The following is a 24,329-nucleotide window of genomic DNA, read 5'->3' as shown; positions in this document are numbered from 1 at the left end:
GGCCAGCGCGTCAATGGGGACCTCTCCTCAGCACGCGCGGCCGAACGACATGGAAATCTGCTGATTCTCCGCGTCATCGATCGCCCGACGACGGCGTGGAGGAAGGCGTACGTGAACACGCCGGCATCCCCCTCGGGGCTCGCCCGAGGATGGCCCGGGAGACGCTCCATACGAGCGAGGAGCGCGAGGCGACGTCGCGCCCGCAGGCCCCCTCAGGGCGCGATCGCCTCGCCCGGGGCCGGGCCGAGCCGGCCCGGCGGCGGGAACTCGAGCGGCGGAAACGCGGTCTCGTTCGACGGGTTGTCGCGCCAGCTCGGGTCGACCCAGAGCCATTTTACGAGCTGCACGCTCCGCGCGTTGCCGATGAACCCCTTGACCCAGGGCTTCACCAGCGTCGACTTCGTGTAGAAATACAGCGGCAGCTTGGGCATGCCGTCGACCGCCCGCTTCTCCGCCTTGCGGAACGTCCGGATGCTCTCCTTGGGATCGGCGATCGCCGCGGCGGAGCGCATCAGGTCGTCGAACTCCTTGTCGGCCCAGCCCGTCCGGTTCTGCGGGCTGTACGAGAGGAGCGTGCCGAGCCACGTCGCCGGATGGTTGTACTCGCCGATCCAGCCGAACCGCACGACCTGGAAATGGCCGTCGCGCACGTTCTTGAGCATCACCTTCCACTCCTCGTTCCGCAGCGTGGCGGAGATCCCGAGGTGACGCCTCCACATGTCCTGGACCGCGACGGCGACCTGCTTGTGACCCTCGCTCGTGTTGTAGAGGATCTCGAGCGCCGGGAAGTTCTTCGCCCGGTACCCGTCGCCCTCGCGGACGACCTCGTAGCCGGCCTCGGCGAGCAGCGCGCGGGCCCGCTCGGGGTTGAACACGACGTCCGGAGACGAGAACGGATCGGCGCCGCGCTTCCTCTCCTCGGCCACCGCCTCGTCGTAGCCGGAGCCGGTGTAGTCAGGGACGTAGTGCGTGGCCGGCGTCTGCCCCGCCCGCGTGACCTTCTCGACGAGCTGGTGCTTGTCGACAGCGAGGTTCAGCGCCCAGCGGACGCGGACGTCGTCGACCGGCGGCTTCCTCGTGTTGAACTCGAACCAGTACGTGGAGAGGTAGTGGAACCGATGGAAATCCTTCTTGGTCGAGAGCCACGTCACGTGCTCGGACGGGAGCGACGCGTTGTCGCCCATGTAGTCGAGATCTCCCGCCTTGTAGATGTTCATCGCGGCGTTGTACTGCTCGATCTCCAGCCAGACGACGCGGTGGGTCTTGAGCTTGTCGTGGTCCCAGTAGTGGGGATTCCGCTTCATCGTGATCTCGTAACGGAACTTCCACTCATCGAGCGTGTAGGGGCCGTTGACCACGATGTTCTCGGGGCGGAACCAGAGCTCGGGATCGCCGCGCTGCTCGAACGCCTCGATGACGTCCTTGCGCACGGGGAAGAGCGTCACGTAGCTCGTGAGATCGGTGAAGTAGGGCGTGGGCTGCTCGAGCTCGACGTCGAGGGTGAGGTCGTCCCTGGCCCGGACGCCGACGGCGCTGTCGTCCTGCGCGAGCAGCGCGTCGGGCACGAAGCCCACCGGCGGCTCGCCCTGCGCGGGCGCCGGGGTCGCCGCGGCGTCGTACGTGGGCAGGCTCGCGTGCGGCGTGACCAGCGCGTACGTCTCGGCCCCCGGACGCGCGCCCTCCGCGGCCGGCGTGAGCAGGCACCCCGGGAGGAAGCCGCGCGCGCCGCCCCGGTCGAGCTCGAACCAGCGGTCGGCGGCGCCGTTGCACTGGCACGGCGGGCCGGCGCGGACGATGTCGACCACGGCGCCCTGCCAGCCGCCGCCGGGCGCGGGGCCGAGCGGCGCGGCAGCGTCGAGCACGAGCCGGTCCTCGGTGCCGCCCTTCGCGTCGCCCTTCGTGAACGTCACCGTGGCGGCGCCCTCCGGCAGCGCCGGGAGCGGCGCGATCGCGGCGTCCACCTGGATGGGCGAGCGCGCCAGCACCACGACGAACGACCCCCTGGGGAGCTCGACCGCGGACGGCGCGTCGGCCCTCGGGGAGGCGCGGAGCGGCGCGGCCTCGCGCAGCGCCTTGAGCTTGCCGAGGCTGAACAGCTCGCCGTTCTTGAGGACGTACAGGTTCGTCGCGGCGAGCGAGGCCGTCGACGGCCGCAGCACGCGCTTCCACGCGTACTCGAAGTCGTGCGCCGTCACCGGCTTGCCGTCCGACCAGCGCGCCTCGGGACGCAGGTGGAACCGGAAGATCCGGTTGTCGTCGCTCTGCTCCCAGCGCGTCGCGACGCCCTGCACCGGGCGGAGGTCGCCGGCGCCATAGGAGGTCAGCCCCTCGAAGAGCTGCTGAATCAGCGTGGAGCTCGCCGAGTCGTTCGACTTTCCCGGATCGACGTACTCCGGCTCCGTGCCGTTATTGATGTAGATCGTCGTCGCGTCCTTGCCGACGCGCGCGGTCGTCCCGGCATACCCGCCCTCGTCGCCCTGGCTGCACGCCGCGAGCGCGAGGGACACGAGGCCGAGCGCCGCGACGGCGCCGCGCGCCACGCAACCGGCGCCCCCGCCGCCCCCCTCGCCACCGGCACCTCGTCGCCCCGGAGCCCGTCGCATACGGCGGGGGTAGCACGGCCTCCGAGGGGCAGGAAGCCAGCCCGCCGTCTTCGTGGTAGGTCGCGCGCTCGTCATGCTGCACGATCGCGTGGGTTCCTCGTCGCGCGCTCTCTCGCTCTGCTCGGCGCTCCTCCTCGGGCTCCTCGCCGCGGGCTGCGGCGGCGCTGGTCCGTCGGGGGCAGCGCACGCGCGCGCGTCGCGCTGCGATCCGGCGCACCTCGAGCCGTGCGAGCGCGCCCTCGCCGCGGCTGTCGTTGAAGGCCGCGCGCCGCGCGAGCTCGCCCTGGGCTACGTCGAGGCCCGCGCCTCCCGGGACGCCGGCGACCCGTGGGCGCTCCTGCTCCGCGACCTCGACCGGCGCGGCGGGCCGAGGCCGGCCGCCGCGGTCATCGTGGAGGCGGGCGCGGAGGCCGCCGGCGGCGCGCGCCGCGGCGGCGCGGCGGACGCCGTCTGGATCCGCGCCGCGCCGCTGCCGCCGCCGGGGACGCTCGGGACCGAGGCGCTGCTCCTCGCGCTCGGCGAGGCCCTCGGGTACGACCACCTCGTTCACGCGCGCGCCGGCGGCGGCGGCGCGGTCCAGCTCTTTCCGCGCGATCCGCTCGCGCCGTTCATGGCCGGCGTCGCGCCGGTCGCCCGCGGCGACGCGTCGCTCGCGCGCGTCGCGGACGACATCGCGCTCGCGGCGCTCGTGCGCCGCGCCTTCAGCGCCGCCGGAGCCTTCCGCTACGTCGAGGCCGCGCGCGCGGCCGACGCCATCGCGGCCGCCGTGGAGGGGCGCGACCCGGACGACGAGCCGGCGCTGCGCGGCCGCTACGCGCTCCAGCTCCTCGGGACGGCCGGGATCGCGCTCGACGACGAGGACGAGCGCCGCGCGACGAGCGAATCCGGCGCGACCGCCGCGCCCTCGGCCTCCGGGCTGAGCTCTCCGCCCGCCGCCGGGGACACGCCGTACGGCGACCTCCTCCGCGTGCGCACGGCCCGGGACAGCCGCGCGGCGTGGCGCGCCCGCGGCGCGGCGGTGCTGCGGGGCGTGCCCGCGGACCGGCGCGCGGCGCTCGACGACCTGCTCGGGGAGGCCCGCGGCTGCGGCCGTGGCATCGCGCCGCCCATGGAGGGCCCGCGCGACCTCCTCTTCGCCGCGGAGCTCGCCGCCGCGCTCGCCCCGAGCGACGCCGCCGCCGCGCCCGCCGCGCCCGCCGCGCCCGCCGCTGCGCTCGCGGCCGGGAGCGCGGCGACCGGCGCCACGGCGAGCGCCCCGGCGGCGGCGCCGGCCGGGAAGCTGCCGCTCGAGGCGTGGCTGCCGCGCTACGAGGCGCTCGTCCGCGCGGTCGATCGGACGAGCACCGCGTGGGCCCACGCGCCGAGCCTGCTCCACGAGCGCGGCCGCTGGCCCGCCGCGGGCCAGGCGGGAAGCGCCGTCCACCAGCGCGTCACCGAGCTCGGCCTCGCGCACCTCGCCGCGCTGCGCGCCCTCGCCGAGGCCGAGCCGCGCCGCTACCGCGCGCTCGCGCAGATCCCCCTCGCCTACAGCCCCGGGGTGCTCGGGGACGAGCGCCTCCGCGACGCGATCGTCGACCTCACGCAGGTCGCCGTGCAGCGCCGCATGGCCGAGGCGCGCGACCCGGAGGCCGTCCTCGGCGCCGTGCTCGCCGGCGTCTTCGCGGGGATGTCGTACCCCCCCGAGGTGCAGGCCGCGCACTTCCTGGCCCTGCAGGGCGCGCTCACCGCCAAGCTGCGCGGCGACCTCACCGCGCAGACCGGCTGGGGCGTCGCCGCCCTCTACGCCGCCGACGCGCTGTACCGGACGCTCTCGGATCAGGCGCCCGACCTCGCGTTCTCGTCGGCGCAGATCGGCCGCGCGCTCTCGCCCGGGCCGGCGCTCGCCCACCCCGGCCTCGCGGCGGTCGCCGCGAGCCTCTCGCGCTACGCCGCGCTCGGCGCCGCCGGCGCGCTCGATCCGCGCGCGGTCGACCCGGCCCGGCTCCCTCCGGAGCGCCGCGCGGCGCGCGACGCGCTCCGGCGCGCCGTCGCGGGGCTCGCGGCGCCCGAGGGCGGCAGCGGCGCATCCGAAGGCCACGCCGCGGCATCCGAGGGCGGCGCCGGCGCATCCGGAGGCCACGCCGCGGCGCCCGACGGCCAGGCCACCGCGCCCCGCGGCGCCGCCGTCGCGGCGGGCGCCCCGGAAGCCCCGCCGCCCGCGCTCGTGGAGGACGTCACGGCGCTGGCCGACGGCGTGCTCGCCGTGCTCCTCACCGAGCGCTCGCGCAGGCCGCCGCCCGGGAGGGGCACCTGCGCCGCTGCGGGGCGCGGGCCGAGCCCCGAGGCGCGCCGCGCGCTCGCGCGGCTCGGCGACGTCCGCGGGCGGATCCTGCTCGCGCCGCGGTTCAAGCAGGGCGACGGGGCGTGGGCGCGGCGGGCGCGGCTGCTCGTGACGCTCCTCTCCGACGCGATGGACCTGCTCGCGGCGCCGCCCCGTCCGACGTCGACGGCGGGCGCCCGCGCGCCAGAGCCCCGCGTGCGCTTCACCGTCCCGACCGCGGACGCCGAGGCCGCCGTGGCTGCGGGCCTCGCCGGCTGGGCCGACCGCGATCTCTCCGACGCGCTCGCCGGCGGCTACGCGCTCGCCCGCGCGGTCTTCGAGTCCCCCACCGCCGAGCGCTTCGCGCAGCAGAGCGGCGCCCCGCTCGGCCGCGTGCTCCGCGGGCTCTCCGCCGCGCTCCGCGGCGGCGCGGCGCGCCCCGAGGCGGCGCCGAGCCCGGCCGGGGCCGCCCTCCTCGACGCGCTCGCGTCCGTGCCCGCCGCCCGGGCGGACGCCGACCTCCGGGGCCTGTTCGTCGGCTACGCCAGGGCGTTCTCCGCCCTCGGCATGCGCGACCAGGCCGACCTCGGGCTGCTCACCTCGCTCCTCGGCGCGGCCGTGCTGGGCGCGCCGCCGTCGCCGGAGGCCGTCGCGCTCGCGAACGAGCGCGGCAGCCGGGTCGCGTGGGCGCTCTCGTACCTGAGCGAGATCGCGAAGGCCCGTCACCACGGCATCGCCCCCGACCCGTCGGCCTACGCGGACGCGATGCGCGAGGCGTCCGACGACGCCTGCCAGACGGCGGACGCGGGGGACGTGCTCGCGATCGTGGGCGCCGCGCGCGACTTCGCCGGCGGCCGCCGCGCCGAGGCCCGCGCCGCGCTCGACCGCGTCCTCGCGGACGCCGACGCGCGCGGCCTGCGCGTGCCGCGCATGACGTACCGCTACGAGGAGAAGACCGCGACCCGCGTCTTCTCGCTCAGCTTCGACGTCTCGTACGGCGCCGGGATCCTCGAGGGATCGACCGGCTTCCAGCTCGGGCTGGGCCTCCGCACCCGCGGCGAGCCCGAGGGCGCGCTCACCGCGGCGCTCGCGCCCGAGGGCTCGCCCCGGAGCGACGAGGACGCGGCGCGCGCCTACGTCAGCGCCGCGTCCCTCGCGGCCGCCTACCACTTCCTCGACGGCGACGCCGAGCGCGGCGCCGCGGCGGCGCGCCGGGCGATCGCCGCGCTCTCGTTCGGCCTGCGGCTCGGGCCCCGCGCGCTGCGCTCGGACCAGCCGCTCGCCTGGGGGAAGGACGCGCGCGCGCTGCTCGCGATCGACGCCCAGCTCGCGGCCGAGGCCGGGCACCCCTTCCTGGCCGGCGACCTGTGGACGCTCGTCCGCGGCCTCCTGCCGCCCGACGCCGACGACGCGGCGGTCGCGGCGCTGCTCGACCCGCTCCCGGCGGGGCTCGCCGCGATCGAGGGCCTCGGGCCGCTCGTCGCGAGGACCGCGCGCTCGCTCGCCGCCGTCGCCGGCCCGCTCGCGTGCACCGAGGCGCGGGTCGAGCTCGGCGGCTACGAGGAGCCCGGCTGCGACGCCTACCCGCTCGCGCTGTCGCTGCGCATCGCGGACGTGCTCGGCAAGCTCCCGCACCTCCGGCGCGCCGGCAGCGCGGCGGCGTGCCCGGTCCTGCGCAGCCTCGACGGCTTCCTCACGGCGGCGGAGCGCGGGACGTACGACCCCGACGCGTTCACGGCCGCCGTGGAGGCCCTGCGCCGGAGCGGCCGCCTCTACGACGCCGGCGTGATGCTCGCGCGGCAGCGGCGCGAGGGGCACTGCGGCCCGCTCGTCCTCGAGGCCGCGCGCGCGCTCGGCCGCGCGCCGTCGCTCGGCCCGGCGCTGCGCGCGGACCTGCTCAGCGTCGCTGTGCGCTGCGCGGCGGCGGCGCTCGACGGGAGCGTCGTCGACGACGTGATGGCGCTCGACGGCGAGACGCGCGTCCTCCCGGACCTCGGCCGCAACCTGAAGGTCGTGCTCTTCGCGACGGAGCTCGCGGTGCGCGCGCAGCGCTGGGACGTCCTCTCGAGGCTCGCGCGGCAACCTGACTTCGTCGTCCGCTGGCTGGGAGAGAGCGACGACGCGGCGGCCACCGCGCTCCTCATCGAGGCCGCCGCGGCCGCGCTCGCGGGCGACCCGGCGCCGGGCGACGCGCGCGTCGACGGCGCGCGCGAGCGGCTCTGCGGGCAGCCTCCCGCCGGCGATCGCGCCGCGCTGTGCGCCGAGATCCAGCGCCTGCGCGCGGGCGCGCTGCCCGAGGCGCAGCGCCGGAAGAGCGCGAAGGAGGCGCTGGAGCGCCTGCTCGCCGCCGCGCGCGGGTAGGATCAGGACAGCGTGGGCCAGGCTGCTGGACCTGCCCGCGCTCCCCTTCGGCCCAGGCCATGTCACGCGAGCGGGTTTGCCCGCCGGCCACGTCGCGCCGGCGGGCTCGCCTGCGGGCTACTTCACGCTGGCGGGCTTCGTCTCGGCCGGCTTGGTGTCCGCCGGCTTCGCGTCCGCCGGCTTCGTGGCGGCGGCGGCCGGCTTCGCGTCCGCGGGCTTCGCGTCGGCGGGCTTGGCGTCCGCCGGCTTGGCGGCGGCGGGCTTGGTGTCCGCCGGCTTCAGGTCGACCGGCTTCGCCTCCACCGGCTTCGCGTCGGAGGCCTTCGCGGCGGTCTTCGGCGCCGTGGCGGGCACGCCGGCCGGCTTGAGGCCCTTGGTGGCGGCCGCGGCGCACGCGAGCTCGACGCCGGTGTCCTTGCCATCGAGCCGCATGATCTTGATCTCGACCCGGCGGTTCTTCTCCTTCGCCTCCTCGGTCTCACCCGCGTCGGACGCGCAATGCGCCCCGTAGCCGGCGGGCCGCATCCGGTTCTTCTCGACGCCAAGCGCGACGAGCGCCTTCACCACCGCGTCGGCGCGCTTCTTCGTGAGCGCCACGGTGGCGGCGTCGCTACCGACCTTCTCGGAGTACGCCGCGACCTCGACGAACTGGACCTGCGGATTCTCCTTGATGACCCGGGCGATGTCCGCGAGGAGCTCCTGCGAGGCGGGCTCGATATCGGCCTTCCCGGCGGCGAAGGCGATCTTCTCGTTGAGCTTCACCTCGTTGTCGGTGAGAGCGACCCTGGGGACGTCGGGACACCCGTCATCGTCCTTATAATTGTTCTTGACCTCAGCCTCGCTCGGGCACTTGTCGGCCTCGGCCACGATGCCGTCTCCGTCCGGGTCGTTCGACTTGCAGCCGTCCTTCGGGTCGGGCGGCAGGCCGTCCTCCTTCTCGGCGACGCACTTGTCACTGCCGTCGTCGATCACGCCGTCCGCGTCCGCGTCGGGGGGCGGCGGCGGGGGCGCCGGCGGGGGCGCCGGCGGCGGGGGCGCCGGCGCTGCGGGCTGCACCTGGGGCTCTTTCGCGCAGCCGGCGTTCGCGGCGAGCAGCGATGCTGCGAATGCCAGTCCAAGCCATCTCGTGGTTCGCATCTCCTGGGCTCCTTCCTTGGCGTCCTTGATTGCGCCGAGCGGCTGCGTGTTTAGACGACTACGCCGGAAACTGCGAGATGTAATCGCACGGCGCGCGCTCCTGCTCCTCGGCAGCGGGTCAGACGTCGCACAGGCGCTGACAATGCCGCTGACGAGCCATCGAGATCGACCCGCTCGGGCGCGTCGCTTGCTTTCCCCGCGCGCCCCTAGCGGCTCTCGGGCGAGAGATCCACTTTCCTGGGCGCACCGCTCTTCTTCTTCATGTCCTTCAGGTCCAGGTCAGACGGCATGGACTTCAGGCCAGACGGCATCGGCTTCTTCGGCTGGAACCGCGTCTCCGCGGGCCCGGCCGTGCTCGGGGTGGGGATCGGCGCCGGCGGCGGAGCGCTCTTCGTGGTGGGCGCCAGCGGCGGAGCGCTCTTCGTGGTGGGCGCCGGCGGCGGAGCGCTCTTCGTGGTGGGCGCCAGCGGCGGAGCGCTCTTCGTGGTGGGCGCCGGCGGCGGAGCGCTCTTCGTGGTGGGCGTCGGCGGGGTGGGCGTCGGCGCGCGGAGCGCGTCGAGCGCGCGCTCGCGCGCCGCGGCGATGTCGGGCGCGCCGCGGCCCGCCGGGTCGAGCCGGTCCGCCTCGTCGAGCTGATCGAGGCACCGGCGCCACGCCGCCTCGTCGCAGGCGCGCAGCGCCTCGGCCCGGAGAGAGCGCGCGCGGTCCAGCGGATCGAGCGGCGCCTCGCGCGGCGGCGGCTCGGGCAGGGGCGCGACCTCGGGCAGGTCCTTCGCCGACCGCAGGAGCCGGACGACGACGATCGCGAGCAGCGCCAGCGCCGCGACCGCGGCGAGCTCCGCGAGCCAGCGCTCCCGCATCCACCGCCGCATGCGCGACACGCGCTGCCGCACCCGGGCGGCGGGCACCTGCTCGTCGGCGGCGATGCTCTCGAGCTTCTCGCCTTCGCCTTCGCGGGCCATCCACGAGAGCGTCTGCTGCGCGTCGCGGTTCGCGGCGGCCTGCTCTTCTGCCCAGCGCGCCAGCTCGCGCGCCTCGACGGGCGGCGGTCCGACCGGCAGGTCGGGCAGCTCGGCGGCGGTCTCCCGCGACGCGCGCCGGTGGTGGTCGGCCACCTTGTGGCGCGCGATGCCGAGCAGCCATCGCCGGAGCTCGGCTGGATCGGCCGGGCGCGCGGGCGAGGCGAGCGCGTCGCAGAGGACGGTCTGCACCACGTCGTCGACCTCGCCGCCGGGCACGCGCCGGCGCACGAACTCCTCGAGGGCTCGGCGGGTCCCTGGGTCGGCGAGGGGGTTCGGCGCGGGGGTGCGGTGCTCGGTCGTCATCGGCGTGCTCATCGACCTCTGCATCGCGCCGCCGCGGCGGAGTGTGACGCGCCCGATCGAGAATACGGCAGCCCCCGCTCGGGCGTCACACTCTGCGGGGGCGCGCCGACCGATCGGGCATGGTCCTCAGGCTCCCCGCAGTGCTCGCCGCGGCGTCGCTCGCCGCTCCCCTCGCCCTCACGGCCCCGTCCCTGACAGCCGGCCCGGAGCGCGCCCTGGCCGCCGCCCCGGCGCGAGCGCGGCCCGCCGCGCCCGTGCCCGACGCACCGGCCGCCGTTGCGCCCACGGCAGGCGCTCCGCCCGCCGCTGCGCCGACCCCCGCCGCCCCGACCGCCGGCGCTGCCGCGCCCATGCGAGGCGCTCCGGCCGCCGCCGCGCCCGCGCCCGGCGCCCCCTTGCCGCGGGTCACCGAGATCCGGATCGACAAGAGCGAGCACACCCTCGATCTCGTCGCGAACGGCGAGGTCGTCCGGTCCTACCGGGTCGCGCTCGGGCCGGGCGGGCCGGGGCCGAAGCGCTACGAGGGCGATCGACGGACGCCGGTCGGCACGTACCGCGTCGCCGGCCGCATCAAGGGCCTGTTTCATCAGTTCCTTGTCGTGAGCTACCCGAACGACGAGGACCGGCGGCGCTTCGCCGAGCTCAGGCGCCGCGGCGAGGTCCCGCCCGGGCGCGGCGTCGGGCACAGCATCGGCATCCACGGCGTCGGCGGCGGTGGCGGTGCACTGCGCGCCGGCGTGCACAAGGACACCGACTGGACGCTCGGGTGCATCGCGCTTGATGACGACGAGATTGACGAGGTCGCGCGGCGAACGCCGGACGGCGCCAAGATCGTGATCACCGATTGAACGGGCGGTGCTAGGGTAGCCGGTCAAATCGACGGGCTGTCCGTCGAGGATGGGAGCGCGACGGCCCGACCGGCGGCGCCCTCATGCCTTCCCGGGAGATCGTGCATGTCTCGCCGTTACTGGCTGATGAAGAGCGAGCCTCAGAAATATTCGTTCGCGCAGCTCGTGCGCGACGGCCAGACGATGTGGGACGGCGTCCGGAACTTCGAGGCCCGTAACAACATGCGGGCCATGAAGGAGGGCGACCTCGTGCTCTTCTATCACTCGAACGAGGGCATGGCGGTCGCGGGCGTGGCGCGCGTCAAGCGCGAGGCGTACCCGGATCCGACGGCCGACGCGGAGGAGGACTGGAGCGTCGTGGACATCGAGCCGGTCGCGCCGCTGAAGGTCCAGGTGACGCTCGACACGATCCGCGGCGACGAGCCGCTCGCCGAGATCGCGCTGCTGAAGCGGTCCCGCCTCAGCGTCGTGCCGCTCTCGAAGGAGCACTTCGATCGCGTGCTGAAGCTGGGCAAGACCAAGATCGCTTGACGCGGGGACCCGGGGTAACGACTAATCCCGGCGTGAACCTCCGCCCTGGAGCCCGAGCCCTCGTCCTCCTCTCCCTCTGCACCGCCGCGTGCGGCGGCCCGCCGTCGCCGTCGCCGATCGAAGGCGAGCCGGTCTGCGCCGACTTCGAGATCGGCGCGACGCGCGCCCCCATGCGCGGGAGCCTCCGGTTCCCCGTCACGCTGACGGTGCTCGAAGGCGCCGACCCGATCACCCGCACGACGATCACGGGGCGCCGGTCGAGCGACGACCCGGCGACGCGCATCCTGCTCGCCGACGACGACGCCGAGTACGAGATCCAGTGGGCGCAGTGCGAGAACCAGCGCGCGCCCCGGGCGCGCACGCTGGCGCGCGACACGAAGGACACCGCCGAGTACGCCTGCGGCAACGCGGCGGTCTACAAGACGGACAAGCTCGTCACCCGCAAGGGCGACGCCGCGTCGCGCAGGGTCCACTTCGCCGCGCCCCCGAAGCCGGAGTGCTGGGAGAGCGAGCTCCCCGCGGCGGAGTCGCCCCCCGCCGTCCCCGCGGTGCCCGACCAGCCGCCGCCGGACGCGGCCGCCGCCGACGCCGAGCCGGCAGCCACCGCCGACGCGGGCGCCGCCGACGCGGGCGCCACCGGCAAGGCCACCGCCGACGCGGGCGCCGCCAGCACAGGCGCCAGAGGCGCGGCTCCCACCGGCGCCACGGGCACCGCCAACGCCGGCGCCACCGGCGCGGGTGCTGCCAGCGCGCGCCCTGCCGGTGCAGCGGCCGCGCCGGCGGACGCAGGCGTCCCCCGCGGTGACGCGGGCGCAGGCGGCCCGGCGACGCCCCCTCGCACCGGAGGGGGCGACGCGGGCAGCCCGCCCCAGGGCAGCTAACATCGCACTGCCCCGGTTCAGCCCTGGTTCATGAGAGAATGAACCACAGAGGCACAGAGGGCACAGAGGGAAGAAAGAGAGAGATAATTAATCTCCTTTCTCTCCCCTCTGTGCCCTCTGTGCCTCTGTGGTTCCAATTCTCCCATCACCCAGTAACTCGGCACGACCGGGTGCGGATCCTCGTCGACGTGCGGAGGCGCGCGGGCGGCTCCCCGCAGGCGATCGTCTCTAGCCAGGCGACAGGAGGCGGTCGAACGCGCCCTCGGGGAGCTGGTCGAGCCGCTCGACCGAGAGATCGGCCCCGAGCTGCGCGTGCCGCGGGCCCACGCCGATCACCTTCATGCCGCCGCGCTTGCCCGCGAGGACGCCCGCGGGCGCGTCCTCGACCACGACGCACCGGTCCGGCGGGGCGCCGACGCTCTCGGCCGCCCGGAGGAAGACCGCGGGGTGCGGCTTGCCGTGCGGCACCTCCTCGCTGCTGATCACCGCGTCGAACACGCCCGTGAGCCCGGTCGCCGCGAGGATCGCGTCGAGGTTCTCGCGCGGCGCGGAGGACGCGATCGCCATCCGGAAGCCGCTCCGGGGGAGCGCGCTCAGCCACGCGCGCACGCCGGGCAGCGGCTCGACCCCCGATTCTGCCACGAGCTTCCGGTAATGCCGCTCCTTCACGTCCGCGATGCGGGCGATCTCGGCCTCCGGGATCTCGGGGCCGATCAGGCGGCGGAGCAGATCGTCGTTGCGCATCCCGAACACCGCATCATGGTCGGCGTTGTCATAGGCGCGCCCCTCGGCCGCGAGCGCCTCGCGCCAGGCGATGAAGTGGTGCTCGCTGGAGTCGACCAGCGTCCCGTCCAGATCCCAGAGAACGGCCCTCGGCTTCGATAGCGACATGGAGAAAGACTATCACCTGCTGTTCCGCGAAACCTGACGGCAACAGCAACGCCGACAGTGACGATCGGTCGCTCGGACCCCTGTTTCTTGCTATTCGCTGCCCCGCGCTCGCCCGCGGCCACCTGGATCTCGGCCGCGCGCCGTCGCCGCGCCGCGCCCGACCGCTGTTCTCGGGGGAGCCCGTTCCCTAGAACGCGCGCCACCCCGCCGCTTCCACCGTCCCTTTCAGCCCCGGATCCACCGACCCCTCATGCCCGCTCCGCAGATGCCACCGCCCCCGGCGCCCCGCCCCTCTCCTTCCCCTCCCCGCGACAGCGCCGGTGACGCTCCCGGCGAGGCGCCTCCCCGCAGCGCGCCGCCGTCCTCGAAGGGCGGCGGGTTCGCCGCGAGGCTCGCCGAGCTCCAGGTGAACCGGCCGGCGCTGCCGCTGCTCGTGACCGGGCTCCTCACGATCGTCGCCATCTTCCTGGCGACGCGGCTCTCGGTGCTGACCGGGTTCGAGTCGCTCTTGCCGGCGTCGCGGCCGAGCGTGCAGGAGCTCGACCGGGTCGCGGCCAAGACGGCCGGCGTCTCCACGCTCTTCGTCGTGCTGCAAGGCGGCGAGGGCACGCCCACGGCCGCGCTGCAGCGGGCGGCCGACGCGCTCGTGCCCGAGATCGAGCGGCTCGGTCCGCCGTGGGTCGGCAGCGTCGAGGACGGCGTGCACGAGGCCTTCCGCTACCTCTCGCCGCGCGCCGGGCTCTACGTCGATCGCGACCGGCTCACGAAGCTGCGGGACGGCATCGAGGCGCGCTACGCCTACGAGGTCAACAAGGCGACCGGCGCGCTGCTCGACGACGACGAGCCGCCGCCCGAGGTGAGCGCTCGATCGATCGAGCAGAGCCTCGGCCTGAACGGGATCGACGCGGGGCGCTACCCGGACGGCTACTACCAGTCGAAGGACGGCAAGACCGTCGTCGTCGCGATCCGCTCGAAGGTGATCGCGAGCGATTTCGCCGCCGGGAGCGAGGCGATCCGGCGCGTGCGCGAGGTGGTCGAGCGCGTGCGCCCCGCCTCGTTCGACCCCGGGATCACCTACGGCCTCGCCGGGGACCTGCAGACCGGGATCGCCGAGTACGCGGCGATCAACGAGGACCTGACCGACGTCGGCGTCGCGGGCGCCGTGCTCATCGCCGCGGTCGTGTTCCTCTACTACCTGCGCGTGCGCACGCTCCTCGCCATGCTGATCACGATCGGCATCGGCGTCGCCTGGACGTTCGGGGTCACGCAGCTCGCGATCGGCCACCTCAACATGGCGACCGGGTTCCTCTTCTCGATCGTCGCCGGCAACGGGATCAACTTCGGCATCATCTACATGGCGCGCTACCTCGAGGCGCGCCGCGGCGGCGCGAGCCTGGTCGAGGGCGTGCGCGTCGCGCACCGCGAGACCTGGCTGCCGACGCTCACGGCCGGCTGCGCCGCCTCGGCCGCCTACGGCTCGCTGGTCGTCACCGAGTTCCGCGGATTCCGCGATTTCGGCCTCATCGGCGGCGTCGGCATGGTGCTCTGCTGGGTCGCGACGTTCGTCGCGCTGCCGAGCATCCTCGCCGTGACGGAGCGGCTCGTCCCCCTCGAGCAGGGGTCGCCGGGCCCGCTCGGCAGGCTGCGGCAGCGCACCCAGGGCGGCCTCGCGTTCGGCGCGCCGTTCGCGCGGCTCGCGGCGCGGGGCCCGGTCGCGATCACGCTCGCGGGCCTCGCCCTGGCCGCGGTCGGCGTCGTCGCCACCGTGGCCTACGTGCGCGCCGATCCGATGGAGTACGACCTCCGGAACCTGCGCAACGACGAGCGCGCGCGCGCCGAGCAGATCCGGCTGACCGAGCTCGCCGAGGAGATCACGGGCTACGTGGGCACCGACGGCATGGCGATCCTCGTGGATCGCCCCGAGCAGGTCGAGCCGCTCCGCGCGGCGCTCTACGCGAAGCGCGACGCGGCGCCCGAGGGCGAGAAGCCGTTCAAGGAGATCTACGCCCTCCAGGACCTGATCCCGAGGGACCAGGAGGCGAAGATCCCGCTCCTCCAGGAGATCAAGGATCGCGTCGTCCGCGCGCAGAAGCGCGGCCTCATCGGCGACGACGACTGGCGCCGGATCCAGGCCGTCATTCCCCCGGACGATCTCGCGCCGTTCGGGATCGACGATCTGCCGGCGGGGGTGGCGCGCGCGTTCACCGAGACGGACGGCACGCGCGGGCGCATCGTCTACATCAGCCCGATCTCGGCCGAGAGCGTGCACGACGCCCACTACCTGTTCCGCTGGGCCGACGCGTACCGCGAGACGCGGCTCCCTGACGGCAGCGTCGTGCGCGGCTCGGGGCGCGCGGTGATCTACGCGGACATGTGGGCGGCGGTCATCGACGACGTGCCGCCGGCGGTGCTCTTCTCGCTGGCCGCGACGGTGCTCGTCGTGCTCGTCGCCTTCCGCGGCGGCCGCCCGGCGTTCGCGGTGCTCGGCGCGCTGCTCGTCGGCGTCTCCTGGATGGCGGGGCTGCTCGTCTTGATGGACGTGAAGCTCAACTTCCTGAACTTCATCGCGCTGCCGCTGACGTTCGGCATCGGCGTCGACTACGCCGTGAACATCGTGCAGCGGTACGCGCGCGAGGGCGCCGGCGGCGCGCTGACCGCGGTGCGCGAGACGGGCGGCGCCGTGATCCTCTGCAGCCTCACGACGGCGCTGGGCTACCTCGCCCTGATCCGCTCGCAGAACCACGCGGTGCGCAGCCTCGGCGTGGCTGCCGTCATCGGCGAGCTCGCCTGCCTCTTCGCCGCCGTGCTGGTGCTGCCCGCGGCGCTCGTCTGGCGCGACCGGCGGCGCCCCAAGGGCGCGGAGAGCTTCCTCGCCGTCGGCCGCCCGACGACCTGAGCGCGCCCTCACGGCGGCGCGCGCAGATCGGCGCAGCACCGCACGCCCGTCGAGTAGTCGAAGTACGCAAAATCATGCGAGGTCACGCGCGCCATGCACCCCTCCCGGGTCGCGCGCGCATAGAACCCGCCGACGAAGGTCCCCTCCGGATCGTCGATCCACTCGTCGAGGTTGCCGACCATATCGCTCGCCGCGTCGTCCTCCCACGCGCTCGCGCAGGTCGCTGTCTCGCCGGTCCGACGCAGCAGCGGCGCGCCGGCGACGCGCACCAGGTTGAGCCGCGGATCGCTGTGCCCGAGGGTCACGTCGCGGTGGAGCACGGCGGCCGGGTGCCCCTCGCGGAACACGTTGCACTTCCCGTCCGCGTAGGTCGGCCCGTACGGGAACTGCTCGTCGCGCTCGCCGCGGCACGCCGTCCGCCACTCCTCGAGCGTGCAGAGCCGCTTGCCGGCGTTCCGGCAGGCGAGCTCCGCCTGCGCGCCGGTCGTGTAGCCCTGCGGCAGCACGCCCTTGCGCGACACGGCGCGCGGCTCGAACTCGCGCTGCTTCTGCCAGCCGGGCAAGAGCGGCAGCTCCATCTGCCGCGCCTCCGCGTCGCCGAGCTGGAGCCGCATCTTCGACCAGGTCCGCTCGACGGACGCGGCCGCCTGCCGCGACGGCGGGTAGAACGCCGAGATCTCGAGCCCGGTCTCCCTGTCGAGCAGCACCGCCTCGTAGCGGTCCACGCAGAACCGGCGCGCGACCCGCACCATCTCCGGCGGGCAGCGCGGCTCGGCCGGCGGCGCGGGCGGCCTCGGCCCCGCAGGCCCCCCGACGAGCGGCGGCGCCGCCTCGGGGGCGCCCGCGTCTGCCGCGCCCGCGCTGACCGCACCTGGACCCCCATCCGCCGCGCCCGCGTCTGCCGTGCCGCCATCCCGCTCCGAGCGGCAGCCCGCGAGCGCCGCGACCGCCAGGGCGAGCACCGCGAGACGCTCAGCGGATCGCGCCGGCATAGGGATCGATCGACTCCGGCGCGCGGCAGAAAAAGCGGCGGAGCACGAGGTAGTGATGGATCGGCAGGAGCCTCGTCTCCTCCCGCATCGACAGCCCCATCCGGCTGATCTCCGCGCCGGGGAACGGCGTCTTCGGGTAGCAGCGGACGATGCCGGAGAGCGCCTCGTACTCGTCGAGGAGCCCGAGCACGTGCCCCACCTCGTGGGCGAGCACGGGCAGCGACCAGCCGGCCCGCATCGCGCTGAAGTACGGCGTCCTGCCGCACGTCGGCGAGAGCGGCACCGCGAGGTCGACCCGCAGCGCCCGCCCGCGCGCCTCGTCCGCGAGCACGAAGTCGAAGTCGTAGCGGACCGGCAGCCCGAAGGCGCGCGCGTCGCGGTTCCAGTAGCCCTCCACCTCGGTCGACCAGCGCGCGAGCAGCGCGCGGATCGCGGCCGGCGTCGCCCTCGCGGAGAACTCGCCGGAGCCCGGGCACGCGTCCGTCGAGCCGGCGCGCGCGTACGGCGTCCCGCGGCACGCGATCGCGCCCCCGAGCGCGCCGGCCAGCCCGCAGTCGGGCAGCTCGAGCCGGACGCCAGCGCCCGCCGGCGGCTCGACCGCGATGCGCACCTCGACCTCCCAGGCGCCGCCGCGCCGACGCACGACGTAGCTCATCGGGCCGAAGAAGAGGCCGTAATGCGGCATCATCCCGGCGATCCGCCGCTCCCCCTCCGGCACGTCCCCGTGGAAGACGCCGCGCGCCGGCGGCAGGCACAGGTACGCGTCCTTCGCGACCGTGTCGGCGAGGATGTCCCGGAACGTCGCCTCGCGCCCCTCGAGGATCGGACCGCTCATCGCCTCGAGCTCCGCCGCGACCGCCTCGATCGTGGGCTCGCGCGCCTCGCCCGCAGGGCGCGCCGCGCCCCCCGCCGCGCCGGCCCCCCCGCGCGCCGCGCCGCCGCAGCCGGCTGCCCCCAGCGACGCGAGCCCCGCGGCCGCCAGGAGCGCCGCGCAGCGCCCCCGCACGACGCCTCGCCAGCCCCGCCGCGGCGCGCCGCAGCGGACACTTTGTCTTGCCCCCGCCGTCCGAAGCACGTTACGTCGTACGTGAAACGCGGCACGCGGGCTGCGTGTCCACACCGTACGGGACACGCCGCCGGACGCCATGCGCGCAGGGGGAAGTCGCGTGGGCGTGGAGCTCAACGCCGCTCACTTACAACGTGGAGGTTCAGATGGCGATGGACATGGGCAAGTCGTTGGCGTTGACGGCGGTGTCGGGCATGGTGGCGGGCCTCGCGGGCTGTGCCTCGTCGCCGCCGCCCGACCCGGAGATGGGGCCCCCCGCCGCCGAGCCGGCGGCGGCCGAGGCGCCCGAGGCCGGCGCCAAGGAGTGCTGCGCCGGCAAGAACGAGTGCAAGGGCAAGGGCGGCTGCAAGACCGACACCCACGGGTGCGCGGGTCAGAACGAGTGCAAGGGCAAGGGCGGCTGCAAGGCCGCCGAGTGCGGCGGCCACGCCCACTGAGCCGCCGATCCGCGCGACGTCCCGGCCCGCGGTGCGCCCGCGGCGCCGGGCGGCGCGCGCCGCGGTGACCCATGGCGAACCCCGATCGCATGCGGCTGGGCCTGCCCGACCTCGGCGTCGGCGTCGGGCTGCGCATCCCGCACTACCGTCACGTCTTCGAGCACCGGCCCCGCGTCGACTGGTTCGAGATCATCAGCGAGAACTTCATGGTCGACGGCGGCATGCCGATCGCCAACCTGGAGCGCGCCCTCGCGAGCTACCGGCTCGTGCAGCACGGCGTCTCGCTCTCGATCGGCAGCACGGATCCGCTCGACCTCGACTACCTCCGCCGGCTCAAGGCGCTCCTCGGCAAGGTGCGATCCCCCTGGGTGAGCGATCACCTCTGCTGGACCGGCGCCCACGGGGTCAACCTGCACGACCTGCTCCCGCTGCCGTACACGGAGGAGGCGGTGCGGCACGTCGCCGCGCGGGCCCGCGCGGTGCAGGACTTCCTCGAGGTGCGCCTCGCCCTGGAGAACGTGTCGAGCTACCTGACCTTCACCGCGAGCCGGATGACCGAGTGGGAGTTCCTCTCGGCGGTCGCGGAGGAGGCCGACTGCGGCATCCTGCTCGACGTCAACAACGTCTTCGTCTCCTCGTACAACCACGGCTTCGACCCGGGCGCGTATATCGACGGGGTGCCGCACCACCGGATCGTGCAGTTCCACCTCGCCGGCCACACGCACCACGGCAAGTACATCCTCGACACCCACAGCGATCGCGTGGCCGACGCCGTGTGGGCGCTGTACCGGCGCGCGGTCGGCCACACCGGCGACGTCTCGACGCTGATCGAGTGGGACGACGACCTCCCGGCGTTCGAGGTCCTCGCCGCCGAGGCGGAGAAGGCGCGGGCGATCCGGGAGGAGGTCGCGCGTGCGCGCGCCGCCTGACCCCGCGCCCCCCGCCGAGCTCGTCGCGCTGATGGGCGAGCTCTCCCGCATGTTCACGGCCCCCTCGCCGCTGCCGGACGACGTCGAGCTCGCCGGCCGGTGCCGCGAGCGCGTCGCGGGCAGCGAGCGGCTCACGCCCGCCGAGCAGGCCGACATCTACCGCCGGCAGTTCTGGCTGCGCCACGTCGGCGCGCTCCGCGAGGACTACCCGGCGCTCGCGCACGTCCTCGGCGACGACGGCTTCGACGCGTTCGCCAGGGCGTACCTCGCGGCGCACCCTCCCGCGAGCTTCACCCTGCGCGATCTCGGGGCAGAAATCGTAAATTTTTCCAGTAATTACGATGGGTTCCCCCCTGCGCTCCGGGAGCTCGCGCGCGACGTCGCGCGGTACGAGCACGCCCTCGTCGACCTGTTCGACGGCGCCTCGCCCGCGCCGCTCGATCCCGCGAAGGTGACCGGCATGCCCGAGGAGGGCTGGTCCACGGCCCGGATCGTCCTCCATCCGCTGCTCGCGCTGATGGAGCTCCGCTACCCGGCGCACCTCCTCCGCCGCGAGCTCCGGGAGGGAAGGTCGCCCGCGCTGCCGGCGCCGCGCCGCGTCCACCTCGCCGTCTTCCGCAGCGCCGCCGATCTCACCATCCGCTGCGAGGAGCTCGATCCGCCGGCGTTCGCGCTGCTCGAGGCGCTCGGGCGGGGCGTGCCGCTCGTGCCGGCGTGCGAGGAGGTGGCGGCCGGCATCGGCAGGGCCGCGGGCGCCGACGAGGCCGCCGCGGGCGCTGGCGAGACGGCGAGCGCGGCGCTCGCTGCCCGCGTCGGCGCCTGGTTCCAGCGGTGGACGAGCTGGGGGCTGATCGTCGACGTGGCGCGCGGCGCCCGCGTCGAAGGCGGCTAAGATGGCGAGGTGACCACCATCGTCCAGCGCACGCTCGAGGTCCGCACGAGCGGCCGAGGTTTCGTGGACATCACGCGCGAGGTCGCGCGCGTCGTCGCCGGGGCCGGCGTCGATGTCGGGCTCTGCGCCGTGTTCCTCCAGCACACCTCGGCGAGCCTCGTCATCCAGGAGAACGCCGATCCCGCCGTGCTCCGCGATCTGGAGCGCTGGATGTCGCGCCTCGCCCCGGAGGGTCGCGACTACGAGCACGACGACGAGGGCCCCGACGACATGCCCGGCCACCTCCGGAGCGCCGTCACCCGATCGAGCGAGGTGATCCCCGTCTCCGGCGGCCGCCTCGCGCTCGGGACGTGGCAAGCCCTGTACGTCTGGGAGCATCGTAGTTCTCCCCACGTCCGCCGCGTGGTAGTGACCGTGACCGGCACCACAGCCGGGGGGTGAGTGGTATACTCCACGCGTTCCTGACCTGGATGAGCCCGGCGCTCCCCGGAGGGCTGCTCGTCCGCCGTGCCCGGCGAGCTCTGCCCGCGGGCGCGAGCGCACCACGCGACCTCCCTCACCTCAAGCGGAACGAGAGCGATGAGCCTTCAGACCACCTTCATGGGAATCTTCGACACCGCCCGGATCTGCTTTCCGACCGTGGTGGACGCGCTGCGGGGCCGGGTGACCCTCGAGCGCTGCGACGAGCGGCTGGACTGGTGGGCGCGCAAGGTCCTCGAGGACGCCGACGTCGATCTCGTGGTGCGCGGGCGCGAGCACGCCGCGGGGACGCGGCCGTTCGTGGTGATGTCGAACCACCAGAGCCTGTTCGACATCCCGGTCGTGTTCCGCGCGATCCCCGGGCGCCTCCGGATGATCGCCAAGAAGGAGCTGTTCAGCGTGCCGGTCTTCGGCCAGGCCATGAAGGCGGCCGGGTTCATCCGGATCAACCGGGGCAACCACGTCCAGGCCAGCGCGAGCCTGCAGGTCGGCGCGTCGATGCTGCAGGACGGCACCCGGGTCTGGATCGCCCCGGAGGGCACGCGCAGCAAGACCGGCGCGCTCCTGCCGTTCAAGAGCGGCGGCTTCCGGATGGCGATCGAGACGAACACGCCGATCCTCCCGGTCGCGATCGACGGCACGCGCCACGTGCTGCGGGCGAAGGACTTCGTTGTGCAGGAGCACCATCGGGTGGTGGTCACGATCATGCCGCCGATCGATCCAGCTCCCTACGGCGCCGGCGGTCGCAACCGCCTCATGCGCGACGTCCGCGCCGCGATCGCTGGCGCGCTTGGCCACGACCCGGGTCTGGTCCACCGCGGCGCGGGGGTCGCGACGTCGCCGCCCGCGTAGCGCGCGCCCCGCGGTTCAGGGCTTTCCGGTCTGCCGTGCGCTGACCGGCTCGCCCGGCTGGAGCGTCCCCTCCAGCGGCTGCGCCCTGGAGCGGTGCTCCTCCGGCGGGGGCGGCCTGAGCGCCCACGGACTGCGCTTCGGCGCGAGGTCGCCCTGGTCCTCGCCAGGGGGAAGGTGCTCCGTCGTGAGCCAGCTCCAGAACACGTCGGCCCAGCGCGCGCCGCCCTCCTCGTTCGGGTGGATCTTGTCCTTCTTGCGCGGGAGCGGGCCGGGCACGAGCGCGTCGGAGTCGAAGAAGCGGCACGGGGCCGAGTTCGTCCGGATCACGTCGATGATGCCGGTGTCCTTGCGCCAGAGCGGCGGGGAGACCCACACGCACGGGCGGTCGCCGATCGCCTTGACGATGCGCCGGACCGCCCCTGCGTGCGCCGGCGGGTTGACGTTCTCGACCTCGTTCGCGCCCAGGCTGATGATCACGAGGTCCGGCTGGTAGTTCGCGACCAGGAGCTCCATCCTGGAGGCCCACGTCACCGTGTAGGAGCTGGTCTCCGCCTTCACCGCATAGCGCACACGGAGCGCCTGCATCCGCGGCTTCAGCGCCTGCGCGAAGCCCGCGAGCGCGAACGAGTCGCCGATGTGGAGCACCGCCGTGTTGGGCGGCACCGTGAACGCCGGCGGCGCGCCGTCGTCCGGCCCGCGCACCCCGGCAGAAGAAGCCCCGGCGGGCGCCGGCGGCGCGGCGGCCTCCGGAACGCTGGCCCCGGCAGGCTCGGCCCCGGGCGGCGGGCCCGCGGGCGCCTCGGCGGGGGACGGCCCGGGCGGCGGCGCGGCGCCGCACGCGATGCCCGCCACGGCCAGCCCGGCGAGCGCCCATCTCCTGACCCGGATCTCCCTGCCCATGCTCGCTCCGCCGACCCACCCGGGACGCCGCCGCAGGCGCCGGGGAGGCGCGCGCGGCCGCGGAAGGGTCGCGCGGCGCACTCTAGGGCAGGCTGCGTCCGCACGGCAATCATTGAGCAGACGGCCCGCAGGCCTTATGACATGCGCATGAGCTTCCGTCTGTTTGGGGTCTCCGTCGACGTCCAGCTCGGCTTCTGGCTCTCCGCCGCGCTGCTCGGGTACGGGATCGTGGCCGGAGGACAGTACCAGCTCTTCCTGGTGTGGATCCTCGTGGTCTTCCTGTCGGTCCTGATGCACGAGTTCGGTCACGCGTTCGCCATCAAGCGCCACCGGGTCGAGCCAGAAATCACGCTGCATTTCATGGGCGGGACCACGACATGGCGGTCGCTCCTTCCCCTCGGCCGGCTCCAGCACGTGCTGATCAGCCTGGCCGGCCCCTTCGCCGGCTTCCTCGTCGCCGGCGTCCTGCACCTCCTGCTCCGTTACGTCCCGGCGCTCTACTCCCTCCCGCCCATGCTGCTCCGCGGGATGGACATGCTCATCCAGGTCAACGTGGTCTGGGGCATCCTCAACCTCATCCCCGTGCTCCCGTTCGACGGCGGCCACGTCCTCGAGCACGCGCTCGGGCCGCGGCGCGCCCGGCTCACGGCGGCGATCTCGGGCGTGTCGGCCGTGATCCTCGCGATCCTGTTCCTGCGCGCGGGGTTCTTCTTCTTCTCCTTCATCCTCGTCATGTCCGCGTTCCAGAGCCTGCAGCGGTTCCGCAGCGAGCCGGAGGCGCCGTCGCCCGCGATGAACCGCCGGCGCGCCGCGCTCCACGAGGAGCCGGTGCCGCCCGAGACGGCGGTGCTGCTCCAGCGGGCGCGGCGGGCCGTGGAGGAAGAGCGGACGGACGAGGCGATGGCCCTGGCCAACGAGGTGCTCGCGCAGTCCCCGGCGCCGCCGAAGCGCGGGCTCCGGGAGGCGCACGAGCTCATCGGGTGGTCGCACCTGCTCCTCGGCGACACGAAGCGCGCGGGGGAAGCGATCGCCCAGGCGCGCAAGCACGGCGACCCGGACCCGGCGCTGGTCGGCGCGGTGCACCTCGCGCTCGGCGAGCTGAAGCAGGCGCGCAAGGTGCTCGAGGCCGCCCGCGAGGCCGGCGACGACCGGAAGGAGGTCGCAGGCCCGCTGATCCGGGTGCTCGTCGAGCAGCGCGAGGTGCCGCGGGCGGCGGCCGTCGCGCTGGACATCGTCGAGCAGCTCTCGGAGGAGGACGCCCGGCGGATGGCCGAGATCGCGTTCGAGCATGGCGCCTTCGACTGGTCGGCGCGGCTCTACGAGGCGATCTTCCGCCGCGCGGGCCTGAGCGAGGACGCCTACGGCGCCGCGCGCGCGAGCGCCAAGGACGGAAACGCGGAGCGTGCCATCGAGCTGCTGCGGCACGCGGTGGATGCTGGCTTCTCGGATCGGGCGCGGGCGTGGTCGGACTCGGCGTTCGAGGCGCTCCGGGGCGCGCCCCTCGAGGCGGTGCTGCCGCGCCCGTGACGGGCTAGGCTCCGGCGCGTGCGCGTCCAGGTCCCTTTTCTTCGCGTCGGTTCGATCGAGGTCCCGCCGCCCGCCTACCAGTCCGAGGGAGCCGTCGGGCTCGATCTCTGCGCCGCCGTCGCCGAGGCGGTGACGCTCGATCCCGGCGAGCGGAAGCTCATTCCCACGGGCTACGCGGTCGCCCTGCCCGACGGCCACGAGGGGCAGGTGCGCCCGCGCTCGGGGCTCGCGCTCCGCCACGGCGTCACCGTGCTCAACACCCCGGGGACGATCGACCCGGATTACCGCGGGGAGATCAAGGTCGTCCTGATCAACCTCGGCGCGGCGCCGTTCACCGTGCGCCGCGGCGACCGGATCGCCCAGCTCGTGATCTGCCCAGTCGCCCTCGCCGACGTGGTCCTGGTCGACGAGCTCACGCCGACCGCGCGCGGCGCGGGCGGCTACGGATCGACCGGCGTGCGCAAGGAGCCGTAGCGCCGCCG

19 protein-coding genes are annotated in these 24,329 nt (G+C 74.7%); 12 read left to right on the top strand and 7 right to left on the bottom strand.

Annotation, left to right across the window (positions count from 1 at the left end; translation table 11 throughout):
* Positions 1-212: 212 nt before the first annotated feature.
* Positions 213-2,603, bottom strand: coding sequence for a peptide ABC transporter substrate-binding protein (locus WME96_RS17680; RefSeq protein ID WP_437291287.1), 2,391 nt, complete (start codon positions 2,601-2,603; stop codon positions 213-215).
* A gap of 73 nt (positions 2,604-2,676) precedes the next feature.
* On the opposite strand from WME96_RS17680, the gene WME96_RS17675 reads away from it, so the two are divergent.
* Complete coding sequence (locus WME96_RS17675; RefSeq protein ID WP_437291286.1) at positions 2,677-7,263, top strand: hypothetical protein; 4,587 nt, start codon at positions 2,677-2,679, stop codon at positions 7,261-7,263.
* Between the two features lie 117 nt (positions 7,264-7,380).
* On the opposite strand, the gene WME96_RS17670 is transcribed toward WME96_RS17675, so the two are convergent.
* Both WME96_RS17670 and WME96_RS17665 read right to left on the bottom strand, forming a co-directional pair.
* Positions 7,381-8,400, bottom strand: a complete 1,020-nt coding sequence (locus WME96_RS17670) for an OmpA family protein (RefSeq protein ID WP_437291285.1) — start codon at positions 8,398-8,400, stop codon at positions 7,381-7,383.
* A 206-nt stretch (positions 8,401-8,606) separates the two neighbouring features.
* Entirely contained in the window at positions 8,607-9,725 is a 1,119-nt protein-coding gene (locus WME96_RS17665) for an RNA polymerase sigma factor (protein WP_437291284.1), read from the bottom strand.
* Between the two features lie 350 nt (positions 9,726-10,075).
* Here WME96_RS17665 and WME96_RS17660 point away from each other — a divergent pair, with 350 nt between their 5' ends.
* The 3 genes from WME96_RS17660 (at position 10,076) to WME96_RS17650 (ending at position 11,985) form a co-directional block, all read left to right on the top strand.
* Complete coding sequence (locus WME96_RS17660) at positions 10,076-10,573, top strand: L,D-transpeptidase family protein (RefSeq protein ID WP_437291283.1); 498 nt, start codon at positions 10,076-10,078, stop codon at positions 10,571-10,573.
* A gap of 105 nt (positions 10,574-10,678) precedes the next feature.
* The gene (locus tag WME96_RS17655; protein WP_437291282.1) at positions 10,679-11,104 is read left to right on the top strand and encodes an EVE domain-containing protein; all 426 of its coding nucleotides are present in this window, start codon (positions 10,679-10,681) and stop codon (positions 11,102-11,104) included.
* A gap of 32 nt (positions 11,105-11,136) precedes the next feature.
* Positions 11,137-11,985 (top strand): hypothetical protein, encoded by an 849-nt coding sequence (locus tag WME96_RS17650; RefSeq protein ID WP_437291281.1) that lies wholly within the window; start codon positions 11,137-11,139, stop codon positions 11,983-11,985.
* A gap of 228 nt (positions 11,986-12,213) precedes the next feature.
* Here WME96_RS17650 and WME96_RS17645 read toward each other — a convergent pair whose 3' ends face one another.
* Positions 12,214-12,876, bottom strand: coding sequence for an HAD family hydrolase (locus tag WME96_RS17645; protein ID WP_437291280.1), 663 nt, complete (start codon positions 12,874-12,876; stop codon positions 12,214-12,216).
* A gap of 250 nt (positions 12,877-13,126) precedes the next feature.
* Between WME96_RS17645 and WME96_RS17640 the strand changes: the two genes are divergently transcribed.
* Positions 13,127-15,772 (top strand): efflux RND transporter permease subunit, encoded by a 2,646-nt coding sequence (locus WME96_RS17640; RefSeq protein WP_437291279.1) that lies wholly within the window; start codon positions 13,127-13,129, stop codon positions 15,770-15,772.
* A gap of 8 nt (positions 15,773-15,780) precedes the next feature.
* Here WME96_RS17640 and WME96_RS17635 read toward each other — a convergent pair whose 3' ends face one another.
* Together WME96_RS17635 and WME96_RS17630 are read right to left on the bottom strand one after the other, a co-directional pair.
* Entirely contained in the window at positions 15,781-16,734 is a 954-nt protein-coding gene (locus tag WME96_RS17635) for a hypothetical protein (RefSeq protein ID WP_437291278.1), read from the bottom strand.
* Between the two features lie 10 nt (positions 16,735-16,744).
* Positions 16,745-17,770, bottom strand: a complete 1,026-nt coding sequence (locus WME96_RS17630; protein WP_437291277.1) for a hypothetical protein — start codon at positions 17,768-17,770, stop codon at positions 16,745-16,747.
* 206 nt (positions 17,771-17,976) lie between these two features.
* Between WME96_RS17630 and WME96_RS17625 the strand changes: the two genes are divergently transcribed.
* The 5 genes from WME96_RS17625 to WME96_RS17605 all read left to right on the top strand — a co-directional run bounded on the left by WME96_RS17625 (position 17,977) and on the right by WME96_RS17605 (position 21,420).
* A complete protein-coding gene (locus WME96_RS17625) occupies positions 17,977-18,267 on the top strand; it encodes a hypothetical protein (protein WP_437291276.1) in 291 nt (96 codons plus the stop codon).
* 71 nt (positions 18,268-18,338) lie between these two features.
* Entirely contained in the window at positions 18,339-19,196 is an 858-nt protein-coding gene (gene bufB / locus WME96_RS17620) for an MNIO family bufferin maturase (protein WP_437291275.1), read from the top strand.
* Positions 19,180-20,088 (top strand): HvfC/BufC family peptide modification chaperone, encoded by a 909-nt coding sequence (locus WME96_RS17615; RefSeq protein ID WP_437291274.1) that lies wholly within the window; start codon positions 19,180-19,182, stop codon positions 20,086-20,088. Before bufB ends, WME96_RS17615 begins: the two co-directional genes overlap by 17 nt.
* A gap of 9 nt (positions 20,089-20,097) precedes the next feature.
* On the top strand, positions 20,098-20,529 hold the full coding sequence (locus tag WME96_RS17610; RefSeq protein WP_433936661.1) for a secondary thiamine-phosphate synthase enzyme YjbQ: 432 nt from the start codon (positions 20,098-20,100) through the stop codon (positions 20,527-20,529).
* A gap of 138 nt (positions 20,530-20,667) precedes the next feature.
* Positions 20,668-21,420 carry a lysophospholipid acyltransferase family protein gene (locus WME96_RS17605; RefSeq protein WP_433936660.1) on the top strand — a complete coding sequence of 251 codons (753 nt, stop codon included), beginning with the start codon at positions 20,668-20,670 and terminating at the stop codon, positions 21,418-21,420.
* Between the two features lie 15 nt (positions 21,421-21,435).
* Here the strand turns inward: WME96_RS17605 and WME96_RS17600 are convergent, their stop codons facing one another.
* Entirely contained in the window at positions 21,436-22,320 is an 885-nt protein-coding gene (locus WME96_RS17600; RefSeq protein WP_437291273.1) for an SGNH/GDSL hydrolase family protein, read from the bottom strand.
* 147 nt (positions 22,321-22,467) lie between these two features.
* Here WME96_RS17600 and WME96_RS17595 point away from each other — a divergent pair, with 147 nt between their 5' ends.
* Entirely contained in the window at positions 22,468-23,847 is a 1,380-nt protein-coding gene (locus WME96_RS17595; RefSeq protein ID WP_437291272.1) for a site-2 protease family protein, read from the top strand.
* 18 nt (positions 23,848-23,865) lie between these two features.
* Positions 23,866-24,321 (top strand): dUTP diphosphatase, encoded by a 456-nt coding sequence (gene dut, locus WME96_RS17590; protein WP_437291271.1) that lies wholly within the window; start codon positions 23,866-23,868, stop codon positions 24,319-24,321.
* Positions 24,322-24,329 lie beyond the last annotated feature (8 nt).

It is taken from the genome of Sorangium sp. So ce406, assembly GCF_051474675.1.
In the GTDB taxonomy this organism is placed as follows: domain Bacteria; phylum Myxococcota_A; class Polyangia; order Polyangiales; family Polyangiaceae; genus Sorangium; species Sorangium cellulosum_G.
This window is presented reverse-complemented; position numbering and strand designations above follow the sequence as displayed.